Source organism: Luteimicrobium subarcticum (assembly GCF_002798015.1).
In the GTDB taxonomy this organism is placed as follows: domain Bacteria; phylum Actinomycetota; class Actinomycetes; order Actinomycetales; family Cellulomonadaceae; genus Luteimicrobium; species Luteimicrobium subarcticum.
This window is the reverse complement of the sequence record NZ_PGTZ01000006.1, coordinates 349621-369656: the sequence shown is the minus strand read 5'-3', so window position 1 is coordinate 369656 and position 20036 is coordinate 349621. Positions and strand designations below refer to the sequence as shown.

The window sequence follows — 20036 nt, the reverse complement described above, 5'->3', positions numbered from 1 at the left end:
GGTGCGCGTGCACGGCGGGCTGCTCGCCGTGCACGCGCACCCCGACGACGAGACGCTCTCGACGGGGGCGCTGCTCGCGACCTGGGCGGCGGCGGGGGAGCCCGTCACGGTCGTGACGTGCACGCGCGGCGAGCGCGGCGAGGTCATCGACTCCGCAGCCCACCCGACCGGCCTGGCCGCGCTCGAAGGGGACGGGCTGCGGCTCGCCGCGCACCGCGAGGGCGAGCTCGGCCGCGCGCTCGACGCGCTCGGCGTCACCGACCACGCGTTCCTCGACGCCGCCGACACGGGCTCCGGCCTGCGTGCGGCAGCGCAGCGGTCCGAGGACTCCGGCATGGTGTGGGTGGCCCCCGGGATCGCGGGCCCCGACCCCGCCGTGCCCGCCGGGTTCGCGCGCGTCCCGCTCGACGACGCCGCGGGCCGCCTCGCCGTGCTCGTCCGGCACCGGCGCCCACGCGTCGTCGTCACCTACGACCCGGGCGGCGGCTACGGGCACCCCGACCACGTCCGCGCGCACGACGTCACCGTCCGCGCCCTCGCTCTCGCCGAGGACGCCGCGGCCCCCCTCGACGGGCTCGCCGACGGACCGGTCGGCGCGCCGTGGCACGTGACCGAGCTGTGGGCGCCCGTCCGGCCCGAGCGCGACGTCCGTGCCGCGCGCCGCCTCCTCGCGGCCGCGGCTCCTGCCCACCGGACGGCCGTGGACGACGCCGGGCTCGCGCTGCCGGACCCCGACGAACCCGTCCTGCCACCCGTGGTCACCTGGTGGTCCTCCGGTGCGGCCGTGGACGCCGGGGCGCGCTCCCACCTCGTCGAGGTGCCGCTCGCGCCGGTCGCCGACCGCCTCGCCGCCGCGCTGCGCGCGCACGCCACGCAGGTGCAGGCCGTCGCGCTCGTGGCGCCGCGGTCCGACGTGCTGCGCTCCGACGTCTCCTGCGACCCGGTCGTCGGACGGTACGCGCTGAGCAACGACGTCCTCGCGCCCCTGCACGCCACCGAGCAGTACGCCGTCGTGGACCGTGCCGCGCAGCGCCCCGCCCAGGCGCCACGGGTACGGTGAGCGCGTGAGCCACCCGCAGCAGCCGCCCGTCGGGCACCACGACGACGTCGCCGACGTCCCGCACGGCGTCACCGCGCCCGATGCACCCGTCCCCGGCGGGCCGGAGCGTCGCCGCACCGGACCGGGCCGGACCGTCCTGCGCCTCGTCGGCTGCCTCGTCGTCGGGGCGGTCGTCGGCACCGTCGGCACCGTGATGTTCCAGGCCTCCTACCCGGTGGGGCTGATCCTCGCGATCGCGGCGACGCTCGCCGGCAGCGTCACCGCGCGGGCGTGGGGGGCATGGTCCGGCCTGACGGTCTACGCGCTGGGCTGGATGGTGGCGACGGGCGTGCTCGCGTTCGTCACCGGGCCGGGCGGCGACGTCATCGTCCCGGCGCACGTCGAGAGCGCCGACTGGCTCCGGCGGAACCTGAGCAACGCGTGGCTCCTCGGTGGCGTGCTCGCCATCGTCGTCACGTCGTTCCTCCCGTGGTCGTGGTTCGCGGACGAGTCGCGTCCGCGTCGGCCGCGCCCCCTCTGACGGACCACCGAGACCCTCGGCAGACGGTCGGCGGGCGACCGGTGGGCGCGCCGCTCAGGAGCACCGTCCCGGGCCCGTAGAATCGCCGCGTGGAGCAGCAGCACGTCGTCGCACCGGACGGTCGGCCCGAGGCCGACGACACCGACCTGCTCCAAGGCGTCGGCAGCGAGCCCGCCCCCAGCAGGACGTGGCGCGTGCTCGCCGTGCTCGGCGGGTCCGCACTCCTCCTGGTCGGCCTCTACGCGGCGGCGCAGTGGTACGTGGCCGACAAGGTGCCGCGCGGCACGACCGTCGCGGGGGTCGCGCTCGGCGGCCTCGACGTCCACGCCGCCGAGCAGAAGCTGGCTGCTGACCTCGCCGACCGGACGACCCAGCCCGTCCAGGTCGTCGCCGGCGCCTCGAAGGCTCGTATCGACCCCGTCAAGGCCGGTCTGACGGTCGACGTCGACGCGACCGTGGAGCCGCTCGCGACGTTCGACCTGTCACCGCAGCGCCTGTGGCACGCGGCTTTCGGCGGCACGGCGGTCGACCCCGTCGTCCGGGTCGACGACGCCGCGCTCGCCCCCCGCCTCGCCTCGGTCGCCAAGAAGGCCGCCGTCGCGCCGCGGGACGGCGCGGTCACGTTCGTCGGCGGCTCCGCCACGAGCACGTCGGCCCGTCCCGGCGCGGCCCTCGACACCGCCGGCGCGAAGGCCGCGCTCGTGTCGTCGTGGCTGCGGACCGACGGACCGGTGGTCCTCCCGGTGACCGCCGTCGCGCCGAAGGTCGACGACGACGCCGTGCAGGACGCGCTGGTCGTCGCCGGCACGCTGACGTCGGCACCGGTCGAGCTCACCGTCGGCAGGAAGCACGTGACGCTCCCGTCCGACGCCCTCGCGCGCGTCGCGCGCTTCTCCCGCGACGGCTCGTCGCTCAAGCTCTCCCTCGACGCGGACGGGCTGCGGACCGCGGTCGTCTCACGCGCGCCGAAGGGGACCTTCACGGCCCCGCGCGACGCCACCCTCGTGTTCGTCAAGGGTGAGCCGCGCGTCCGGGACGGTCGCAACGGGTCGACCGTGCACGCGGACACCGTGCTCGCCGCCGTCGTGCCGGTCGCCACGCGCCGCGGCGACCGGCACGCCACCGTCCGCCTCTCCGTCAAGGAGCCCGCGCTGACGGCCGAGCGCCTGCGGGCGCTGCGCGTCACCGAGCGCGTCTCGTCGTTCTCGACGGCGCTGACCTCGGACACGGTCCGCACGGCGAACATCAGGACGGGCGCGGCCAAGGTCTCGGGAACGGTCGTGCAGCCCGGCGAGACGTTCTCGATGCTGGACGCGCTCGCCCCCATCACCCTCGCGGGCGGGTACCACGCGGCGCACGTCATCTCGGACGGGCAGCTCGTCGACGGGGTCGGGGGCGGGCTCTCGCAGATGGCGACGACGACCTACAACGCGGCGTTCTTCGCCGGGCTCGACATCGTCACCCACAAGCCCCACTCGTTCTACATCTCGCGGTACCCCGTGGGGCGCGAGGCGACGCTCGCCATGCCGTCGGTCGACATGAAGTTCACCAACGACACCCCGTACGGGGTCGCGGTGCAGGCCTGGATCTCGGGCAACCGGCTGCACGTCGCCCTGTGGAGCACGCCGTACTACACGGTCGCGACCACCACGAGCGCCCGCAGCGACGTGGTGCCGCGCCACACGATCCGCAACGCGTCGCCGTCGTGCGTCGCAGACCCGGGCGGTCAGCCCGGGTTCACCGTGAGCGTCCGGCGCGTCGTCAGCCGGCTCGACGGCACGCAGGTCAAGGACGAGACGAACCGCTGGACGTACAACCCCGAGAACACCGTGATCTGCACGAAGGGCGACTGACGAGTGACGCTTCCCGCGCCGGACCCTGTCCTGCCTCCCGCGCCCGCGCTGCCCGAGGACCTGCCTGCAGCCCCGGTGCTGCCTGACGTCCCGACGCTGCTCGGGCGCACCGAGCGGGAGTCGGGGCCGCACGCGCGCGCCGCGGCCGCCCTGCTGGGACGCCCCGACGACCTGCTCGACCTGGGCTCCACGACCGCGACGCTCGAGACGGTGGCTCGCCTCGACGACCTCGGCGCCGTCGTGCACCTCGCGCACCCGCAGCAGCCCGCCCCCGAGCTCGAGCGGGCGCTCCTGGCCGCCGCGCAGGGCGTGCTCGTGACCGCGGCGCTGCCCGTGACCCGTCAGTGGGTGCGGGTCGGCCGCTCGGGCGCGACCGGCGGCGCGGTCGTCGTCGACGAGGCCGGCATGCGCGACTGCCGGCACCGCCTGCGCTCGCTCGGCGCGAGCCCGCGGCTCGTGCCGACGCGCACCCCCGTGGAGGAGCGGATCGCGCTCGCGGGCGAGCACGGCACGCTCCTCGTGGAGCGCTCGGCCGTCCCCGCAGGCTTCGCGGTCCTGCCGGAGAGCGACCGCCTCGACGACCCCACCCCGCTCTGGTACGGGCTCGTGGAGCGCCGGGCGGACGTGCCCCGCCCCGACGGGCCGGCGCAGGTGTGGCTCGCGTTCGGGCCCCGCGACGACCACCGCGGCTCGCTGCAGCAGACCCTGGGCGTCGTCGCGGAGGCCGGCATCGACCTCACGCACCTGCGCTCGCACCGCTCGGACGCCGGGCCGCACGTGTTCTTCAGCGCGTTCTCGTGCCCGTCCGGCGACGCGCTCGACGCCCTCGTGGCCGGCTTCCGGGAGCGCGGCATCGCGCACCGCGTGCTCGCCGTCCTGCCGGGTGAGTCGTTCGAGCCCGGTCCGCTCGCGGTCGAGCCCCGCTGGGACCTCGCCGAGCGGTCCGCCGGGTGAGCGTCCTCGCGTACCTCGGTCCGGAGGGCACGTTCACGCACGCCGCCGCCCTCGCCTGGCCCGGGCACGACCTCCTGCCGTGCGCGTCCGTGCACGACGTCCATGCGGCCGTCGTGGACGGGCGGGCCGACCGGGGCGTCGTCGCCGTCGAGAACAGCGTCGAGGGGTACGTCGTACCGACCCTCGACACGCTGCTGTCGTCCGCCGAGGTCGTGGCGGTCGACGAGACCGTCCTCGACGTGGGCTTCGACGCGTTCGTGCTGCCCGGCGCCGACCGCGCCGAGCTCGTCGTCGCGACCGCGCACTCGCACGGGCTCGCGCAGTGCGCGGCGTTCGTCGCGCGGCGCGGGCTCGCGCCGGTGCCCGCGTCGTCGAACGCGGCCGCGTGCCGTGACCTCGCGCCCGGGCAGGTGGCCCTCGGGCCGCGCCTCTGCGGCGACCTGTACGGCCTCGAGACCCTCGAGGAGTCCGTCGAGGACTTCCGCGGCGCGCGCACCCGCTTCCTGCTGCTGGGCCGTCGCCGGGAGGCGGTCGCGGCGTTCGCCCCCGCGTCGGCGGGGCCCGCGGCATCCGGTGGCGACGCCGCTGCTGATGCCGGCCCGTGGCGGACGATGCTCGCGATCACGCCCGTCGTCACCGGGCCGGGCGTGCTCGCCCGCATCACCGCCGCGTTCGGCGCGGGCGGCGTCAACCTGTCCAGCCTCATCACCCGCCCGGTCAAGGCGCAGGAGGGCCAGTACGTCTTCGTCGTCACCGTCGACGCGGCCCCCTGGGACGGGGGCGCGCGGTCGGTGCTCGAGGACCTGCTCCGGGCCGGCGACTCGCTCAAGACCCTCGGCGTGTACCCGGCGCGCGGTGAGCTCGACGAGGACGTGGACCTCGACCACCTGCCGGCGGGGGCCGTCCAGGCCGGGTCGGACGCCGCGGCGCTGCGTGACGGGCTGCTGTGGGGATGAGGCGCGGATGAGCAAGGTCATCGGCGAGGACGACTCCTCGGTCGGGGCGACCGTCGGCGTCGTCGGGCTCGGGCTGATCGGCGGCTCGCTGGCCCGGACGCTCGTCGCGGGCGGCGTGCCTGTCGTCGCGACCGACCCGGACCCCGCCACGCGCGCCGCCGCCTCCGCCGCGGGCATCACGGTTGCGGACGACGTGGCCGGTGTGTGCGCCGCGGCGCAGCGCGCGGTGGTGCTCGCGTGCCCGCTCGTCGCGCTCGACGACGTGCTCGCTCGGGTCGCGGCGGCGGGGATCGCGCCGGGGTGCGTGCTCACCGACGTCGGCAGCGTGAAGACGGCCGTGCACGCGCGGGTCGCCGCCGCGGGGCTCGCGGACCGGTTCGTCGGTGCGCACCCCATGGCGGGCACCGAGCACTCGGGGTTCGCGGCGTCGTCCGCCGACCTGCTCCCCGGCGCGCGGTGGGCGGTGACCCCGGGCGACGCGCCCGCGGACGCCGTGCGAGCCGTGCTGGCGCTCGTCCTCGGGCCGCTCGACGCGGGCGGCGTGTACGTCGTCGAGCCCGACGTCCACGACCGGGCCGTCGCGCTCGTGTCGCACGTGCCGCACGTCACCGCGACCGTGCTGCTGAGCACCGTCGCGGACGCGGAGGCCGCGGGCCTCGCCGTCGGGCTCGCCGCGGGCTCCTTCCGTGACGGCACGCGGGTCGCCCGGACCGACCCGCTGCGCACGCGCGCGATGGTCGCGGGCAACGCCGCCGCCGTCGCGCCCGTCCTGCGGGCGCTCGCGGCCGAGGTCGCCGCGCTGGCCGACGGCCTGGACGCGGGCGACGACGCCGCCGTGACCGCGTTCTTCACCCGCGCCGACGGGCTGCGGGCACGGCTCGACGGCCGGCGCCTTGTTGACGGGGGCGCAGACGGGACCGGCACGGCAGCCGACCCTGCACCCGAGGGCGGGTGGACGCGCGACGCGCCCACGCACCGCGTGACGCTGGGCGCTGCTGGCTGGCGGGACACCCTCACCGCGCTCGGCGCGGACGGGTGGTGCGTCACGGTGCTGGTCCGCGGGATCGCGCACGCGCACCCGCTGCTCCCCCCAGGATGAGCGCCGTGCCCGGGCGTCAGCGGCCGAGCACACGCTCCAGGTACGGGTTCGCGAGCGTCCGCTCGGGGTCGAGGTCGTCGCGCAGGGCCACGAAGTCGCCGAACCGCGGGTAGATCTCGGCGAACGTGTCCGCGCCGAGCGTGTGCATCTTGCCCCAGTGGGGGCGTCCCTCGTGGGCGCGGAAGATGTCCTGCGCGGCCCGGAAGAACGTCCGCGGGTCCTCGCGGTAGTACTGGTGCACGGCGACGTATCCGGAGTCGCGCCCGTGCGCGGTCGAGAGCCAGAGGTCGTCCGCCGCGGCGGAACGCACCTCGACGGGGAACGAGATCCGCAGGTCGCGGCGGCGCACGAGGTCGGCGAGCTCGCGGACGACGTCGGGCACGGCCGCGCGCGGAACGGCGAACTCCATCTCGCGGAAGCGCACGTTGCGCGAGGCGACGAACACCTGGTGCGACGGCTCGACGTAGTCGTTGCGGGCCATGAGGCGCGCAGCGAGCGCGTTGGCGGGCGGGACGACGGCGCGCACCCGGCTGCCCAGCGCGCAGATGCCGCGGTAGAGGCCGTTCGCGACGAGGTCCTCGTCGACCCAGCGCGTGAGCGCGCCGCGCGGCCGCAGGGGGGTGCCACCGGGCAGCCGGTGGTTGGTCTTGGTCGACGCGACGTCGGTGCCGGGGAACCAGTAGAACTCGAAGTGGTCGGCGCCGGTGACGCGCTGCTCCCACGTCTCGAGCACCTCGGCGAACGGCGCGGCCGCCTCGACGGCGTGCATCGTGAACGCGGGCACGCACTGCAGGGTGATCTCGGTGAGCACGCCGAGCGCGCCGAGGCCGAGCTGCACGGCGCCCCACCAGGTGGCGTTCTCGTCGGGGCTCACGGTGAGGTCCTGGCCGTCGACGGTCACGAGCCGCACGCGGCGGATCTGCGTGCTGATGCCGCCGAACCGGGCTCCCGTGCCGTGCGTGCCGGTCGACGTGGCGCCCGCGAGCGTCTGCCGGTCGACGTCGCCGAGGTTCTCCATCGCGAGCCCGTAGGGCGCGAGCAGCGCGGGGATGTCGGCGAGCCGCGTCCCGGCGCCGAAGGTCGCGAGCCCCGTCATGGTGTCGACCTCGCGCAGCCCCGCGAGCGCGCCGAGGTCGAGCTGGACGCCGGTGGCCACGGCGATGCCGGTGAACGAGTGCCCCGACCCGACGGGCCGCACGGACAGGCCCTGGTCGCGGGCGGTCGTCAGCACGTCCTGGAGGGCGCCGACGTCGGTCGGGCGCGCGGTGCCGACGGGGTGGGCCGTCTGGGTGCGTCCCCAGTTCTGCCAGGTGCTCGCGGGCGACCACGGTCCGGTCGCTGCCGCACCGGGGTGCGGGCGAGCGGCGGGCCGCGGGGTGGGGCCCGAGGGGACGGCGTCGTCGTCCGGTGCGGACGGGTCGAGGCCGGTGCCAGGTACCGGGGTGAAGCGACGGGGGCGGGGGGTGCTCACAGGAAGGCCTTTCCATGACCGCGGTAGGTGGGTACGTCGCCGACGACGCGCAGACGGTCGTGGCCCACGCCGTCACCCCCTGAGGCCGGCGCGTCACCCCCGTCGGCGTCGAGGACGACCAGGGTGTCGACGTGCTCGCACACCTCGCCGGACTTGGTGTGGCGCATCCACGCCCGGTCACCGACGCGGAGCTGGGGCGCGCCGCGCAGCGGCGTCTGCACCTCGCCGGCACCCTCGGTGCCGACGTACCGGGTGCCGGTCGGCCACGCGACCTGCGGGAGCCGGTCGGGCCCGGGCGGGCCGGACGCGACCCAGCCGCCGCCGAGCAGCGTCGCGACGCCGGGTGCGGGCTGCCGCACCACGGGGAGCGTGAACGCGACGGCGGGTGCGGGCGTGAAGTGCGCGTAGTTGTCGAACAGGTGCGGCCCGAACAGGCCGGACCCGGCGGTGAGCTCGGTGACCGAGGCGTCCGCCGCGGACGACTCGAGCGAGCCCGTGCCGCCGGCGTTCACGAAGGCGAGGTCGGCGACCTCCCGGACGGCGGCGACGGCCTCGCCGCGGCGTCCGCGCAGCTCGGTGGCGGACACCGCCTGGAGGCGGCGGATCACGGCCGACCGGGCGCGTGCGCCCGCGGTCGCGTTGGCGAGCCCCGCGATCTGCGCCTCGTACGCCATCATGCCGACGAGCCGGAACCCGGGCCGGTCGGCGACAAGCTGCGCCAGCGTGCGGGCGCGTGCGGCGGTGTGGACGGGGGAGCGCAGGACGCCGACGTGCGCGAGGTCCGCGCGGCCGACGGTGCCGAGCGCGGCCGCGAGGCCCGGGACGTCCCAGGACGCGTCGAGCTCGAGGCAGACCCGGATCTCCTCGCGCTCGCCCGGCGCCAGGACGCTGTCGACGAGGTCGAGCTGGGCGACGTCGTCGACCATGATCGTGACGCGGGCGGCGAGCGCGGGGTCGGTCGCGAGGCGGCGCAGCGCGGCACGGTCGACGCTCGGGTACCCGACGACGACGTCCTCGATCGCCCGGTGCTCCCCGTCGCCCGTGCCCGTGTCGGACGCCAGCCACAGCGCCTCCGGCAGCGTGTACCCGAGGACGCCGGCGTACCCGGGCAGCGCGAGGACGGCGTCGATCACGGACCGCACGCGCAGCGACTTGGACGCGACGCGCACGGGCACGCCGCCGGCTCGGCGCAGCAGGTCGTGGGCGTTGTGCGCGAGCGCGCGCAGGTCGAGCGTCGCGTAGGGCGGGTCGAGGTGCTCGGTCGCGGCGGTCAGGGCGGGCCAGTACGTCTCGGGCCGCGTCCAGGGCCGGCGGCCGGGGTCGGCGACGCTCGCGGGGGCGTCCCGGGGCAGCGTGAACGGCGCGGTCGCGCTCATCGCACGCTCTTCACGGGGATGACGGCGAGGGCACCGAGGATCGCGAGGACGCCGGCCGCGAGGAACAGCGCCATGAACGAGCCCGTCTGCACGACGAGCCAGCCGCCGACGAGCGGGGCGAGCGCCTGCGGGACGGCGTAGGCGACGTTCATGATGCCGAGGTCCTTGCCGCGGTCGGCGGCGTTCGGGAGCACCTGCGTGGCGAGCGCCTGGTCGACCGACAGGAAGGCGCCGAACCCCAGGCCGAGGAACGCGGCGCCCACCATCGCGACGGACAGCGCGGGCGCGAACGCGAGCAGCAGCGCCGCGACGCCCTGGAGGGCCGCGCACACGAACACCATGACCTTGCGGCGGCCGAGGCGGTCGGAGAGACGGCCGAGCACGAGGGCCGCGACGATGACGAACACCATGTAGATGAGCGAGAGCGTCAGCAGGTCGTCGTCGGCGTCGTCGTCGTGCAGGCCGTAGCGCAGGAAGTACAGCAGGAGCGCGGTGCCGAAGCCGTTCCCCGTCATGACGAGCAGGCGCCCGGCGAGGGTCCATGCGAAGTCGGGGTGCTCGCGCGGGGAGATCCACAGCCCGAGCAGGACGGTCCGCACGGACCACGGCGGGGCGTCCTCGGGAGCCAGGGGCGCGTCCGGGACCGTGAGCAGGAACGGCAGCACGAGGACGACGAGCGCGACGGCCACCGTGACGTACCCGGCGACCTGGCCGAGCACCAGGGCGGTGACGATCCCGACGCCCAGCAGGATGCCGAGGGCCTGTGGCGCGGACATCCACCCGGACACGGTGCCACGCTGGTGGGCGGGCACCTGGTCGCTGATGGTCGCGGTGAGCGCGGCCGTGAGGATGCAGAACCCGACGAGGCTCGCCGACCACCAGACGCCCACGCCCACCATGGTGTGCTGGAGCGACAGCAGGACGAGCGACACGGCGAACACGACGGTGCCGAGCGCGATCCACGGGCGGCGGCGCCCGAAGCGCGACGTCGTGCGGTCCGAGGCGGCGCCGGTCAGCGGGTAGGCGACGAGGGCGAGGACGCCGGCGATCGCGGACACGGTCCCGAAGCCCGTGACCGACGCCTTCCAGTCGTCCTGGCCGAGGTTGAGGATGTCGTCGACCTGCGTGGGCAGGAGCAGCTGGATGGGCGTGAGCTGCGCCATCCACACGCCGAGCCACGCGGTCGCGAACCCGACGATCCACAGCGCGGGGACGAGGTTCGTGGGCTCCGCACCGGTGGGCACGGTGCCGGTGGGGACGGAGCCGGTCGGGGCGGAGGAGTCGGCGCCGCCAGCCCCGCGGTCCTGCTCGCGCACGGGTGCGGCGCTCACCGCGGCCGCGCCTGGGCGACGAGCGCGGCGACGGCGACGTCCCGGACGGAGTCGGCGACGGACTGGTCGCCGTACGTCAGCACGGCGACGGTCAGCCCGTCGGTCAGGGTCACGACGTACCGCGCGAGGTCCTCGACGGGCCGGGTCCACTCGACCTGGGCGGCCTCGGCGACGGCGAGCAGGAGCTGGGTGGCGCCCGCGTAGTACGCCTCGTACTCGACGAGCGTCAGGTCGCGCAGCGACTCGGTGCGCAGCGCGTACTGGTGCAGCTCGAGCAGAGCGTTCTCGCGCTCCGGGTTCGCCGCGACGGTCTCGACGAACGTGTGGAGCGCCGCGCCGAGCAGATCGGTGAGGTCGCCGCCGGCGGCGCTCAGCGCGACGACGCGGTCGGTGACGGTCGCGACCTCGTGCTCGAGCACCTCGAGCACGACCTGGCGCATGAGCTCGTCGTGCGACTCGAACACGTAGTGGAACGAGGCGAGCGACATCCCGGCCTCGGCGACGATGGCGCGCGTGGACGCGGCCCGTACGCCGTCGCGTCCGATCACGGTGATCGCGGCCTCGACGAGGGCGGCGCGTCGCTCGGCGACGGGGATGCGCACGACCTTGCGCGCGGTCCGGTGCGGGTTGCGTCGACGGGCGGCCCGCGCGGCGCGCGGCGCGGGCTCGTGGGCCGCGGTGCCGTCGCCGGGAGCCGGATCGACCGGGACAGTCGTCTTGGACATGTGTCCCACTGTAACCGGCGTGTGCCGCGGGTCACACCTGGGCGTGCGTCACACCCCGCCCGTCAGAGCCTGCCCGTCAGAGCCCGCCCAGCGCCCGCACCGTCGAGACCAGCGCCACGAGGCCCTGCGCGACGTCCTCGATCGCGACGGACTCGTCGGGCGCGTGGCTCACCCCACCGGGGTTGCGCAGGAACAGCATCCCCACGTCCGTCAGTGCGGCGACCGCCATCGCGTCGTGCCCGGCACGGCTGAACAGCTCGGGCGCGTCCGGCTCGCCCGTCGCCAGGATCCCATCCGCGAGGGCGGTGCGCAGCCGCGGTGCGCACAGCACGGAGGGTGCCCGGTGGACCTCCGTCGCCGTCCACGTCAGGCCGCGGCGGTCCGCGACCTCGTCGGCGACGGCGCAGATGTCGTCCCAGGCTGCGTCGCGCGCCGCGTCGTCCGCGGCGCGCAGGTCGACCGTGAGCTCCGCACGCCCGGGCACGACGTTGACCGCGCCGGGCCACGTCGCGAGCCGGCCCACCGTGCCGATCTGGCCGCCCGCGCGGCACACGCGCTCGACGGCGACCGTGATCTCCGCCGCACCGAGCAGCGCGTCGCGCCGCATCGGGTACGGGGTTCCGCCCGCGTGCCGCGCCTCGCCGACGACCTCCACGACGAAGCGCCGGGCGCCCGCGATCGACGTCACCACGCCCAGCGGCCGGTCGTCCGCCTCGAGGAGCGGACCCTGCTCGATGTGCGCCTCGAGGTAGCCGACGAGCTCGCCCGGGCGGTGCGCAGCCTCCTGGACGCGTGCGGGGTCGAGCCCGAACCGCACGAACGCCTCGCGCAGCGTGACGCCGTCCGCGTCCGCGAGGTCCCACCACGCGTCGTCCCACAGCCCGGCGAGCGCCGAGCTGCCCAGCAGCGCCTTGCCGAAGCGGGTGCCCTCCTCGTCGGAGAACGCGACGACCTCGAGCGCGAACGGCAGCCGGCCGACGTCCTCGCGCAGCGCCGCGGCGACCTCGACCGCCATGAGGACGCCGAGCATGCCGTCGTAGCGGCCGGCGTCCACGACGGTGTCGATGTGCGACCCGAGCAGGAGGGCGGGTGGGCGCAGCTGTGCGGGCGTCGACGCGGGGACGGGGTCGACGCGTCCGCGCTGGTTGCCCGCGGTGTCCTGCCAGGAGCGCATGCCCGCGTCGCACATCCAGTTGGCGACGAGGTCGTTCGCGCGGGCGTGCTCCGGCGACAGGTGGACGCGCTCGATGCCGTCGGGCCGCGCGGAGACCCGGGCGAGCGCGTCGCAGCGCGCCATGACGCGCCGGGCGGCGTCGCGCGCCCACGCGGGCGACTCGCGGTACGTGGTGGTCGGGGTGGTGGCCCGCGCGTCGGTCATCGCTGCACCTCGGTGTCGGTGGCGTCGCTCGTGCCGGAGTACGCCGCGCGGGCCGCGTCGGTGCCGCCCCCGGGCACGACGGGTGCGCCGGCTCGCCGGAGGACGTCCTCGAGCGCCGCGAGCGTGGTGAGCACGGCGTCGCGCCGCGCGTTGTAGCCCATGGTGCCGAGGCGCCAGACGCGCCCGTGGAGCGGGCCGAAGGACGTCCCGATCTCGATGCCGTAGTCGCTGAGCAGCGCCGCGCGGACGGCGTCGCCGTCGACCCCGTCGGGGATGACGGCGGCGACGACGTTCGTCATCTTGTGCGCGACGTCCCCGTAGACGTCGAGACCGAGACCGCGCACGCCAGCGAGCATCGCGTCACCCGCGGCCCGGTGCCGGGCGACGACGGCGTCGCGACCCTCGACGAGCAGCAGGCGCGCGCACTCGCGCGCCGCGTACAGCATGGACGTGGCCTCGGTGTGGTGGTTGAGGCGGCGCGGTCCCCAGTAGTCGAGGATCTGCCCGAGGTCGAGGTAGTTGGACCGGACGGGGTCGTCGGACACGTCGTCGCCGGGCTCCAGCAGCCCCGCCTCGACGCTGTGCCGCGACCGCACGACGGCCACCGCGGCGTCCGACAGGCTGACGGGCGCGCTCCCGGGCGGCCCGGACAGGCACTTCTGCAGGCCGGCGCTCACGGCGTCGACGCCCCACGCGTCCGCCTCGAACGGGTTGCCGCCCAGCGACGCCGTCGCGTCCACGTACAGGAGCGCGCCGTGCCGCCGGCAGATCTCGCCGAGCTCGTCGAGCGGCTGGCACATCGTGGTCGACGTGTCGCCCTGGACGGTCGCGACGACGACCGGGCGGACGCGCCGCACCGCCTCCTCGACGGCCGCCGGCGTGAGCACCTGCCCCCAGGGCGCCTCGACGACGTGGACCTCCGCGCCGGCCCGCGTCGCGATCTCGCGCAGCAGGTGCCCGAACCGCCCGATGACCGCGACGAGCACCCGGTCGCCCGGTCGCAGGAGCGACACGAGCACGGCCTCGATGCCGGCGCGCGACGTCCCGTCCACGAGGACGGTCGCGCTGTTCGTCGTGCCGAGCACCTCGCGGTACAGGGCGGCGGTCTCGGTCATGTACCCCGTCATGACGGGGTCGAACTGGCCGATCAGCGACGCCGACATGGCACGCAGGACGCTGGGGTGCGCGTCGACGGGACCCGGGCCCATGAGCAGGCGGGCGGGCGGGTCGACGGGGCCGGCGGTCGTGGCCGGTGGGGTCACCGGGGTGGTCACCGTCATGGTCAGGAGGCTCCTCGGTGCTCTGAGGTGGTGGTGCGGGACGCGTTCGCAGCGTAGGGCGGCGTCGTTGCGGCGAGGTTTCGGGGGTTCGACGCCCCGGTGGTGGCGGCGCGGGAGTCGAGCCGTGCGCCGAGCCGCACGAGCGCGAGATCGTCTCCCGGCCTGCCGACGAGGCTGACGCCGACCGGCGCGGGGCCCGCCTCGGGGACGGTGACGACGAGCACCGGCACGGACAGCGCGGGCGCGCCCGCGAGCGCGGCGAGGCACGTGAGCTCGAGCGTGGGGACGCGCACCTCCTCGACCTCCGGGGTCGCGCGCCGCGGTGCGGGCCCGGGGGTCGTCGGGAGCACGAGGACCGCGTCGGCTAGCACGGCGCGGACGGCGCGCGCCACCCGGTCGGCCTCGGCGCGAGCGGCGGCCTCCTCGTCCGGGGTGACCCGGCGGGCGGCCGCGAACCGTCGCGCGACGGCGGTGCCGAGCGCGTCGGCGTGCGCGTCGACGAACGACCCGTGGCTGCGCCACGCCTCCGCCGCCTGCACCGTGCGGAACGCCGCGAACGCGTCCGCGGGGTCGGGGAGCGCGTCGTCGGCGAGCGCGCGCACCCGGACCCCGGGGAGCGCGGCCCACCGGGCGAGCAGGGCGGTGAACGCGGCCCGCGTGGTCGGCTCGACGTGCGCGAGCAGCGCGGGCGACCAGGCGAGCGTCACGGACGGGTCGTCGTCGGGACCCGCTGCCGGTGGCGGTGCGGTCGCCGGCGCGGCGCCCGCCAGCACCGCGGACGCCACCGCGAGCAGCGTGCCCGCGTCCCGGGTGATCCAGCCGACGGTGTCGAACGACGGCGCGAGCGGGACCAGGCCGGTGCGGTCGACGGCGTCGTGCGTCGTCCGCAGCCCCCAGAGGCCTTGGTATGACGCGGGCACGCGCACCGACCCGGCGGTGTCGGTCGCGAGGCCGACGTCCGCGGCCCCGGACGCGACGGCGCTCGCGGGCCCGCTGGACGACCCGCCCGGGACGGCCCAGGGCGCGGCGGGGTTGGGCGGCGTGCCGTGGTGCGGGTTGGCGCCGGCGACGGAGTACGCGAGCTCGTCGGTGTGGGCGATGCCGACGACGTGGGCGCCCGCGGCGAGCAGGTCGGCGACCGCGGGGGCGTGCCGGTCCGCGGGGGCGGCGGCGTCGAGCCACGCAGGCACGCCCGCGCCGACGCGGTGCCCGGCGACGTCGAACAGGTCCTTGACGGCGACGCCGAGCCCGTCGAGCGGCCCGCGGCCCGTCGGCGCGACCAGCGGCGAGCCCTCGACGCGGAACACCGGTCCGGCGGCGGGTCCGGAGGCCGAGCCGACGACGGAGCCCGGGCCGCGGCGCGCGACGCGGGCGAAGTCGTCCTTGCGGATCGTGGCGTGGACGCCGGTGACGAGGTCGACGACCTGCGACACCCGGAAGTCCGTCGCCGCGGACAGGTACGCGTACGCGAGGTGCGGCGTCATGCCGTACCGGGCGCCGAGCAGCGCGACGGCCTGCCGGACGCAGCGGCGCAGCGCCTCGTCGAGGTCGGGGTCCATGCCCGTCGGCACGAGGTGCTCCACGGTCTCGCCGAGGGGCCCGGCGAGCTCGCCGAACTCTGCGAGCGCTCGTTCGCGCGGCACCACGTCGAACCGCACGGTCACGCGCAGCGACGCCTCCCAGGCCGTGAGCGCGACCTCGCCGTCGCCCTGCGCGAAGTGCGGGTCTCCCACGTACGCGAGCGCGCCGGGCACCTGGACGGGCAGGTGCAGCGTCGAGCCGACCTGGAGCAGGGAGATGTCGATGTTGCCGCCGTGCGGGCCGGGTGGCACCGAGTGCGGCGGCACGTCGCCCGCGACGGCGACGCCCATGATCCCGAGGAACGGGCGCAGCGGGACCTCGACGACCGGCTCGCCGCCGTCGACGAGAGGCAGCAGGCCGACGAGCCCTGCGGCGGTGCCGGCTGCCGCCTGGTCCGCGTCCGCGCGCGGCACCGCGCGGACGAGCACGCTGACGTTGTCGGGCCCCGCGGGCATCTCGCCGGGGAGCGCCCCGCGGCCGTGGCGGTTCGACACGACCCCGTACGGCACGCGGGGGAGCGCCTCGAGCAGCGTGACGGAGAGCAGGTCGCCCGGCTCGGCGCCCTCGACGTGGACCGGCCCGGTGACGACGTGCGGGCCGTCGTGCGCCGGGTCACGCCGCAGCTCGCGGACGATCTCGACGGCGTCGTCCAGCACCTCGGCGCGGGGCACCCCGTGCCCGCCGAAGTAGGACACGGGGTCGCTGCCCTGGTCGTCGAGCAGCCCCTCGTGGCTCACCGTGTCGATCGTGACCTCGGTGCCCGGCGCGACGCGCAGCACGGGCTCGTCGGACGCGCAGGGCAGGCGCCCCCAGCGGACCGTGCCCGGTCCGGACGGCAGGTACTGGGCGCCGCGGACGGGGCCGCTGCCGGGCTGCAGGACGATCATCGTGATCCTCTCGGAGGGTGGGCGGTCAGGTGCACGCGTGGACGGCCTGGGGCGTGGACCGTCATCATGACGCGGTGATGCTCCACCACCTGCGCCGCACGCCGGCCCACGCCCACCTCGTCCTCATGCTCGCGCTGACGTTCACGACCGGTGTCGTGGACGCCGTCGGGTACCTCGGCCTCGACCGGGTGTTCACCGCGAACATGACCGGCAACGTGGTGGTGCTCGGCATGGCGCTCGCGGGCGCCGACGACCTGCCGGTGCTGGGCCCGGCGATCGCGCTGGCCGGGTTCTTCGTGGGCGCGGTCCTGGGCGGCCGGTTGGTGCGCAAGGGGCCGACGGGCTGGGGGCGTCGGTCGACGGTCGGCTTCACGCTCACCGGCGCGACGGCGACCGCGCTGGGTGCTGCTGCGCTGGTCCACCCGCCCGTGGAGCACACGACGTGGGCGTTCACGGTGACGGGGGTCCTCGCCGTCGCGATGGGCCTGCAGGCCGCGGTGGCGCGCCGGCTCGCCGTCAAGGACGTCACGACGGTCGTCGTGACGTCGACCCTCACCGGCCTCGCGGCCGACTCGCAGCTCGCGGGCGGCGACGGGCAGCACTGGCCGCGCCGCCTCCTCGCGGTCGTCCTGATCCTGCTGGGCGCCTGCGTGGGCGCGCTGCTCGTCAAGTCGGGCGAGCACGGGGTCGGCGCGGGCCTCCTGCTCGCGGGGCTGCTGTCGCTCGGCGTGACGACGTTCGGGCACACGGTGCGCGACGCGGACCGCCCCGAGCCCGCCGCGGTCTGACGCGTCACGCACGCGCGGCCGTCGTCGGAGCGGCCGTCGTCCGCAGGGCGAGGAGCGTGCGTCCGCGGGGTGCTCCGGCGAGCACGTGCCCGTCGGCGACGACCGGACGGCCGCCGAGCCACACGGTGCGCACCGCGCCGTGCAGCGTCGCTCCGTCGTAGGGGGAGTCGGGGTTGCGGTGCTCGAGCCGCCGCGCGTCGACGACGAACTCGGCCTCCGGGTCGAGGGCCACGAGGTGGGCGGGGGCTCCCGGCACGATCCGGCCGAGCGGCGCCTCGCCCGGTTCGCGGCCGTCCAGCCCGGCGACGCGCGCGGGTCCGGTCGTGAACGCCGGAAGGAGCGCGTCGAGCGGGATCCCGCGACGGCGCGCCTCGGTCCACACGGCGGGCAGGCCGAGCTGGAGGCCCGCGATCCCACCCCACGACCGGCCGAAGTCGCCGCCGTCCGCGTGCTTGAGGTCGGTCGTCGCGGGGGAGTGGTCGGACACGACCGCGTCGATCGTCCCGTCGAGCACCGCCTCCCACAGCAGGTCCTGGTTCGCGGCCGAACGGATGGGCGGGCAGCACTTGAACTGGGTCGCGCCGTCGGGGACGTCTTCCGCGCGCAGCGTGAGGTAGTGCGGGCACGTCTCGACGGTCACGGGCAGCCCGGACGCCTTCGCCGCGCGCAGCAGCGGTAGCGCGCCCGCGTCCGACAGGTGCAGGACGTGCGCTCGCGCGCCCGTGCGGGCCACGCCGTCGAGCAGGCGGGCGATGGCGGCCTGCTCGCTCGTGGGCGGGCGCGACGCGAGGAAGTCCGCGTACCGGGCGCCGAGCCGGCCGTCACCCGGCGGTGCGACGAGGTGGTGCGGGTCCTCGGCGTGCACGACGAGGACGCTGTCGAGAGCGGCGACCTCGGAGAGCGCCCGGTCGAGCTCGTCGGGGCCGAGGTGCCCGAACTCGTCCACGCCCGACGGCGCGAGGAACGCCTTGAACCCGCGCACCCCGGCGTCGTGCAGCGGGGCGAGCGCGCCGAGGTTGTCGGGCACCGCGCCGCCCCAGAACGCGACGTCGACGGTGAGCTTGCCCGCCGTCGCCGCGAGCTTGGCGTCGAGCGCGTCGGGGGTCGTCGTGGGCGGGATCGAGTTCAGCGGCATGTCGACGAGCGTCGTGACGCCCCCCGCCGCGGCCGCGCGCGTCGCCGACGCGAAGCCCTCCCAGGCGGTGCGGCCCGGTTCGTTGACGTGGACGTGGCTGTCGACCAGGCCGGGGAGGAGCACCTGGTCGGCGGAGACGTCGGTGACGGGGACGCCCGCGGGCAGCGGCGCGTCGAAGGCGTCGACCGCGGCGACCTCGCCACCGACGACGTGCACCTGCACGGACGCCCACGCGGTGTCGACCCAGGCGCGGCGCGCACGCACGACGAGGTCGGGGGACGGGCCGGGCGGCTGCTGCGTCATGCGGGTTCCTCTCGCCGGTGCTGACGTGCACATCGGTGCTCGGCGTGAACGTCGGTGCGGACCGTGAACCTACGCCCTCGGTGGCGGCGGTCCGTTTCGGTGGTGTGTCGTCTGCATGACGGAGGGTGTGGCACCGGACGGTCGGGAGTGCGGCGGTCCCCAGGGACACGGTCTTCGCACAGCGCTTGTGCAGGGCTCTGTCGATCTGACGCGATGACTGAACCTGCCGTCTCAGTGTTCTGGTGACTGTGGTCGCGGGCAACCTACTGTCTGGTCACCATCGCGATCCGCGGTGTTTTGTGGCGAGCGCTCTAGCGCCCGTCCCTGGCCGCCGTCGTCGGGGTCGGCCCGCTGGGCGGCGTACGCGAGGCAGGACGATCAACGGCATGGTGAGGGTCGGCGAGGAAAACTGTCGTCGTCGACACCGAGGCTGCCAGCTCGTCTGCCGTCGTTCCTGGAGGACGGTCGACCTCGACCATCCAGCAGGTTCGTCTGGCACGTTGTGTTGCGGTGACCTCGTCCTCGAACTCAGCGCCTAAACGGCTCGTCGCCGATTACTTTCGCCAGCTCTCGGTGACGCTTCGGGAAATGTCGAACGTCTCCAGGGCGTCAAAGTACTTATTCATCAACTCTTTCGACCGTGCATTTTGTGCAAACCTGACGGTGAGGGCGATTCCAGCGATCAAGAGGAGCCCCCATCCAGTCGCGTGGGCCTGCGCAACGTCTTCGGGGCGCCAATCAAAGACGAGGCAGCCTATTCCTGCGAGCAGGCTGATCCCCCCGACGAACCAGCCAGCGACGGCGTTATATGCCTTGCTGGCCGACTGGACGTCGAGTTGGTGGATCCACACACGCACTTCACGCGCGTCCTTGATTGCGGACTCGGTGTATCCGAGGCTGGCAGCGTGGGCGGCTGTCATGGAGAACTCGGTCTCACTCAGTTGGAGCAGGCGGGTCAGTTCGTCAGGACTGTCAGGGGTCACGTGTTCCTCGCTTCCGGGCTGCACCTCTCATATCAGCGCTCGAGACTATCGCAGTATCGGCGGTGTGAGGATCGAGGAACCGTGATCCTTTTGAGGCCGGACCCCGTGCCCCGCGACGCCCGTGACGTGTTACTCGTGCGCGACGAGCCGCCGGCCGATCGACCGATGGTCCGGCTGCCCGCCCGACCGAGTAGTACTTGCCGTCGTAACTTCCGTCGGCCTTCAGTGCTGCGATCGGACGTCCGGTAGCGGGTCGCGACCAGCTGGTCGAACCGGTACGGCGTGCCATGCATTTCCTCTCTCGCCGCAGGCTGGGCGCTGCCTGTCCGCCGCGAATGTACAGGGTCCTCGTTCGC

General features: G+C 75.5%; 16 protein-coding genes. 7 read left to right on the top strand and 9 right to left on the bottom strand.

Features of this window, described 5'->3' with window-relative positions; all coding sequences use genetic code 11:
- Position 1 precedes the first annotated feature (1 nt).
- The 6 genes from CLV34_RS02360 to CLV34_RS02335 all read left to right on the top strand — a co-directional run bounded on the left by CLV34_RS02360 (position 2) and on the right by CLV34_RS02335 (position 6442).
- On the top strand, positions 2-1060 hold the full coding sequence (locus CLV34_RS02360; RefSeq protein WP_245858915.1) for a PIG-L family deacetylase: 1059 nt from the start codon (positions 2-4) through the stop codon (positions 1058-1060).
- A 4-nt stretch (positions 1061-1064) separates the two neighbouring features.
- Positions 1065-1580 carry a DUF6113 family protein gene (locus CLV34_RS02355; protein ID WP_157803663.1) on the top strand — a complete coding sequence of 172 codons (516 nt, stop codon included), beginning with the start codon at positions 1065-1067 and terminating at the stop codon, positions 1578-1580.
- A gap of 89 nt (positions 1581-1669) precedes the next feature.
- Positions 1670-3433, top strand: coding sequence for a VanW family protein (locus CLV34_RS02350; protein WP_100348630.1), 1764 nt, complete (start codon positions 1670-1672; stop codon positions 3431-3433).
- Between the two features lie 3 nt (positions 3434-3436).
- Entirely contained in the window at positions 3437-4387 is a 951-nt protein-coding gene (locus tag CLV34_RS02345; RefSeq protein ID WP_245858913.1) for an ACT domain-containing protein, read from the top strand.
- Positions 4384-5343 (top strand): prephenate dehydratase, encoded by a 960-nt coding sequence (locus CLV34_RS02340; protein ID WP_100348629.1) that lies wholly within the window; start codon positions 4384-4386, stop codon positions 5341-5343. The genes CLV34_RS02345 and CLV34_RS02340 overlap by 4 nt, the downstream gene beginning before the upstream one ends.
- Before the next feature lie 7 nt (positions 5344-5350).
- Positions 5351-6442: a prephenate dehydrogenase/arogenate dehydrogenase family protein gene (locus CLV34_RS02335; protein ID WP_100348628.1), complete on the top strand. Its 1092-nt coding sequence runs from the start codon at positions 5351-5353 to the stop codon at positions 6440-6442.
- 16 nt (positions 6443-6458) lie between these two features.
- Here CLV34_RS02335 and CLV34_RS02330 read toward each other — a convergent pair whose 3' ends face one another.
- The 7 genes from CLV34_RS02330 to CLV34_RS17260 form a co-directional block, all read right to left on the bottom strand.
- The gene (locus CLV34_RS02330; RefSeq protein WP_100348627.1) at positions 6459-7913 is read right to left on the bottom strand and encodes a D-arabinono-1,4-lactone oxidase; all 1455 of its coding nucleotides are present in this window, start codon (positions 7911-7913) and stop codon (positions 6459-6461) included.
- Positions 7910-9289, bottom strand: a complete 1380-nt coding sequence (locus tag CLV34_RS02325; protein WP_245858912.1) for a type III PLP-dependent enzyme domain-containing protein — start codon at positions 9287-9289, stop codon at positions 7910-7912. The genes CLV34_RS02330 and CLV34_RS02325 overlap by 4 nt, the downstream gene beginning before the upstream one ends.
- Positions 9286-10620: an MFS transporter gene (locus CLV34_RS02320; protein WP_245858910.1), complete on the bottom strand. Its 1335-nt coding sequence runs from the start codon at positions 10618-10620 to the stop codon at positions 9286-9288. Before CLV34_RS02320 ends, CLV34_RS02325 begins: the two co-directional genes overlap by 4 nt.
- Complete coding sequence (locus CLV34_RS02315) at positions 10617-11345, bottom strand: TetR/AcrR family transcriptional regulator (protein WP_100348626.1); 729 nt, start codon at positions 11343-11345, stop codon at positions 10617-10619. The genes CLV34_RS02320 and CLV34_RS02315 overlap by 4 nt, the downstream gene beginning before the upstream one ends.
- A 76-nt stretch (positions 11346-11421) precedes the next feature.
- The gene (locus tag CLV34_RS02310) at positions 11422-12723 is read right to left on the bottom strand and encodes an allantoate amidohydrolase (RefSeq protein WP_100348625.1); all 1302 of its coding nucleotides are present in this window, start codon (positions 12721-12723) and stop codon (positions 11422-11424) included.
- Positions 12720-13931: a pyridoxal-phosphate-dependent aminotransferase family protein gene (locus tag CLV34_RS02305; RefSeq protein WP_100349157.1), complete on the bottom strand. Its 1212-nt coding sequence runs from the start codon at positions 13929-13931 to the stop codon at positions 12720-12722. Before CLV34_RS02305 ends, CLV34_RS02310 begins: the two co-directional genes overlap by 4 nt.
- A gap of 74 nt (positions 13932-14005) precedes the next feature.
- Complete coding sequence (locus CLV34_RS17260; protein WP_342747191.1) at positions 14006-16471, bottom strand: amidase family protein; 2466 nt, start codon at positions 16469-16471, stop codon at positions 14006-14008.
- A gap of 77 nt (positions 16472-16548) precedes the next feature.
- Between CLV34_RS17260 and CLV34_RS02290 the strand changes: the two genes are divergently transcribed.
- Complete coding sequence (locus CLV34_RS02290) at positions 16549-17259, top strand: YoaK family protein (protein ID WP_100348624.1); 711 nt, start codon at positions 16549-16551, stop codon at positions 17257-17259.
- Positions 17260-17263: 4 nt separating this feature from the next.
- Here the strand turns inward: CLV34_RS02290 and allB are convergent, their stop codons facing one another.
- Positions 17264-18697 carry an allantoinase AllB gene (gene allB, locus CLV34_RS02285; RefSeq protein ID WP_100348623.1) on the bottom strand — a complete coding sequence of 478 codons (1434 nt, stop codon included), beginning with the start codon at positions 18695-18697 and terminating at the stop codon, positions 17264-17266.
- 554 nt (positions 18698-19251) lie between these two features.
- Positions 19252-19680, bottom strand: a complete 429-nt coding sequence (locus tag CLV34_RS02280; protein WP_157803662.1) for a hypothetical protein — start codon at positions 19678-19680, stop codon at positions 19252-19254.
- Positions 19681-20036: the final 356 nt, after the last annotated feature.

Bases quoted from the DNA above. Each gene is read 5' to 3' on its own strand.
- allB (WP_100348623.1), bottom strand. From the start codon at position 18,697: ATGACGCAGCAGCCGCCCGGCCCGTCCCCCGACCTCGTCGTGCGTGCG.
- CLV34_RS02335 (WP_100348628.1), top strand. From the start codon at position 5,351: ATGAGCAAGGTCATCGGCGAGGACGACTCCTCGGTCGGGGCGACCGTC.
- CLV34_RS02305 (WP_100349157.1), bottom strand. From the start codon at position 13,931: ATGGGCCCGGGTCCCGTCGACGCGCACCCCAGCGTCCTGCGTGCCATG.
- CLV34_RS02310 (WP_100348625.1), bottom strand. From the start codon at position 12,723: ATGACCGACGCGCGGGCCACCACCCCGACCACCACGTACCGCGAGTCG.
- CLV34_RS17260 (WP_342747191.1), bottom strand. From the start codon at position 16,471: ATGATCGTCCTGCAGCCCGGCAGCGGCCCCGTCCGCGGCGCCCAGTAC.
- CLV34_RS02325 (WP_245858912.1), bottom strand. From the start codon at position 9,289: ATGAGCGCGACCGCGCCGTTCACGCTGCCCCGGGACGCCCCCGCGAGC.
- CLV34_RS02315 (WP_100348626.1), bottom strand. From the start codon at position 11,345: ATGTCCAAGACGACTGTCCCGGTCGATCCGGCTCCCGGCGACGGCACC.
- CLV34_RS02290 (WP_100348624.1), top strand. From the start codon at position 16,549: ATGCTCCACCACCTGCGCCGCACGCCGGCCCACGCCCACCTCGTCCTC.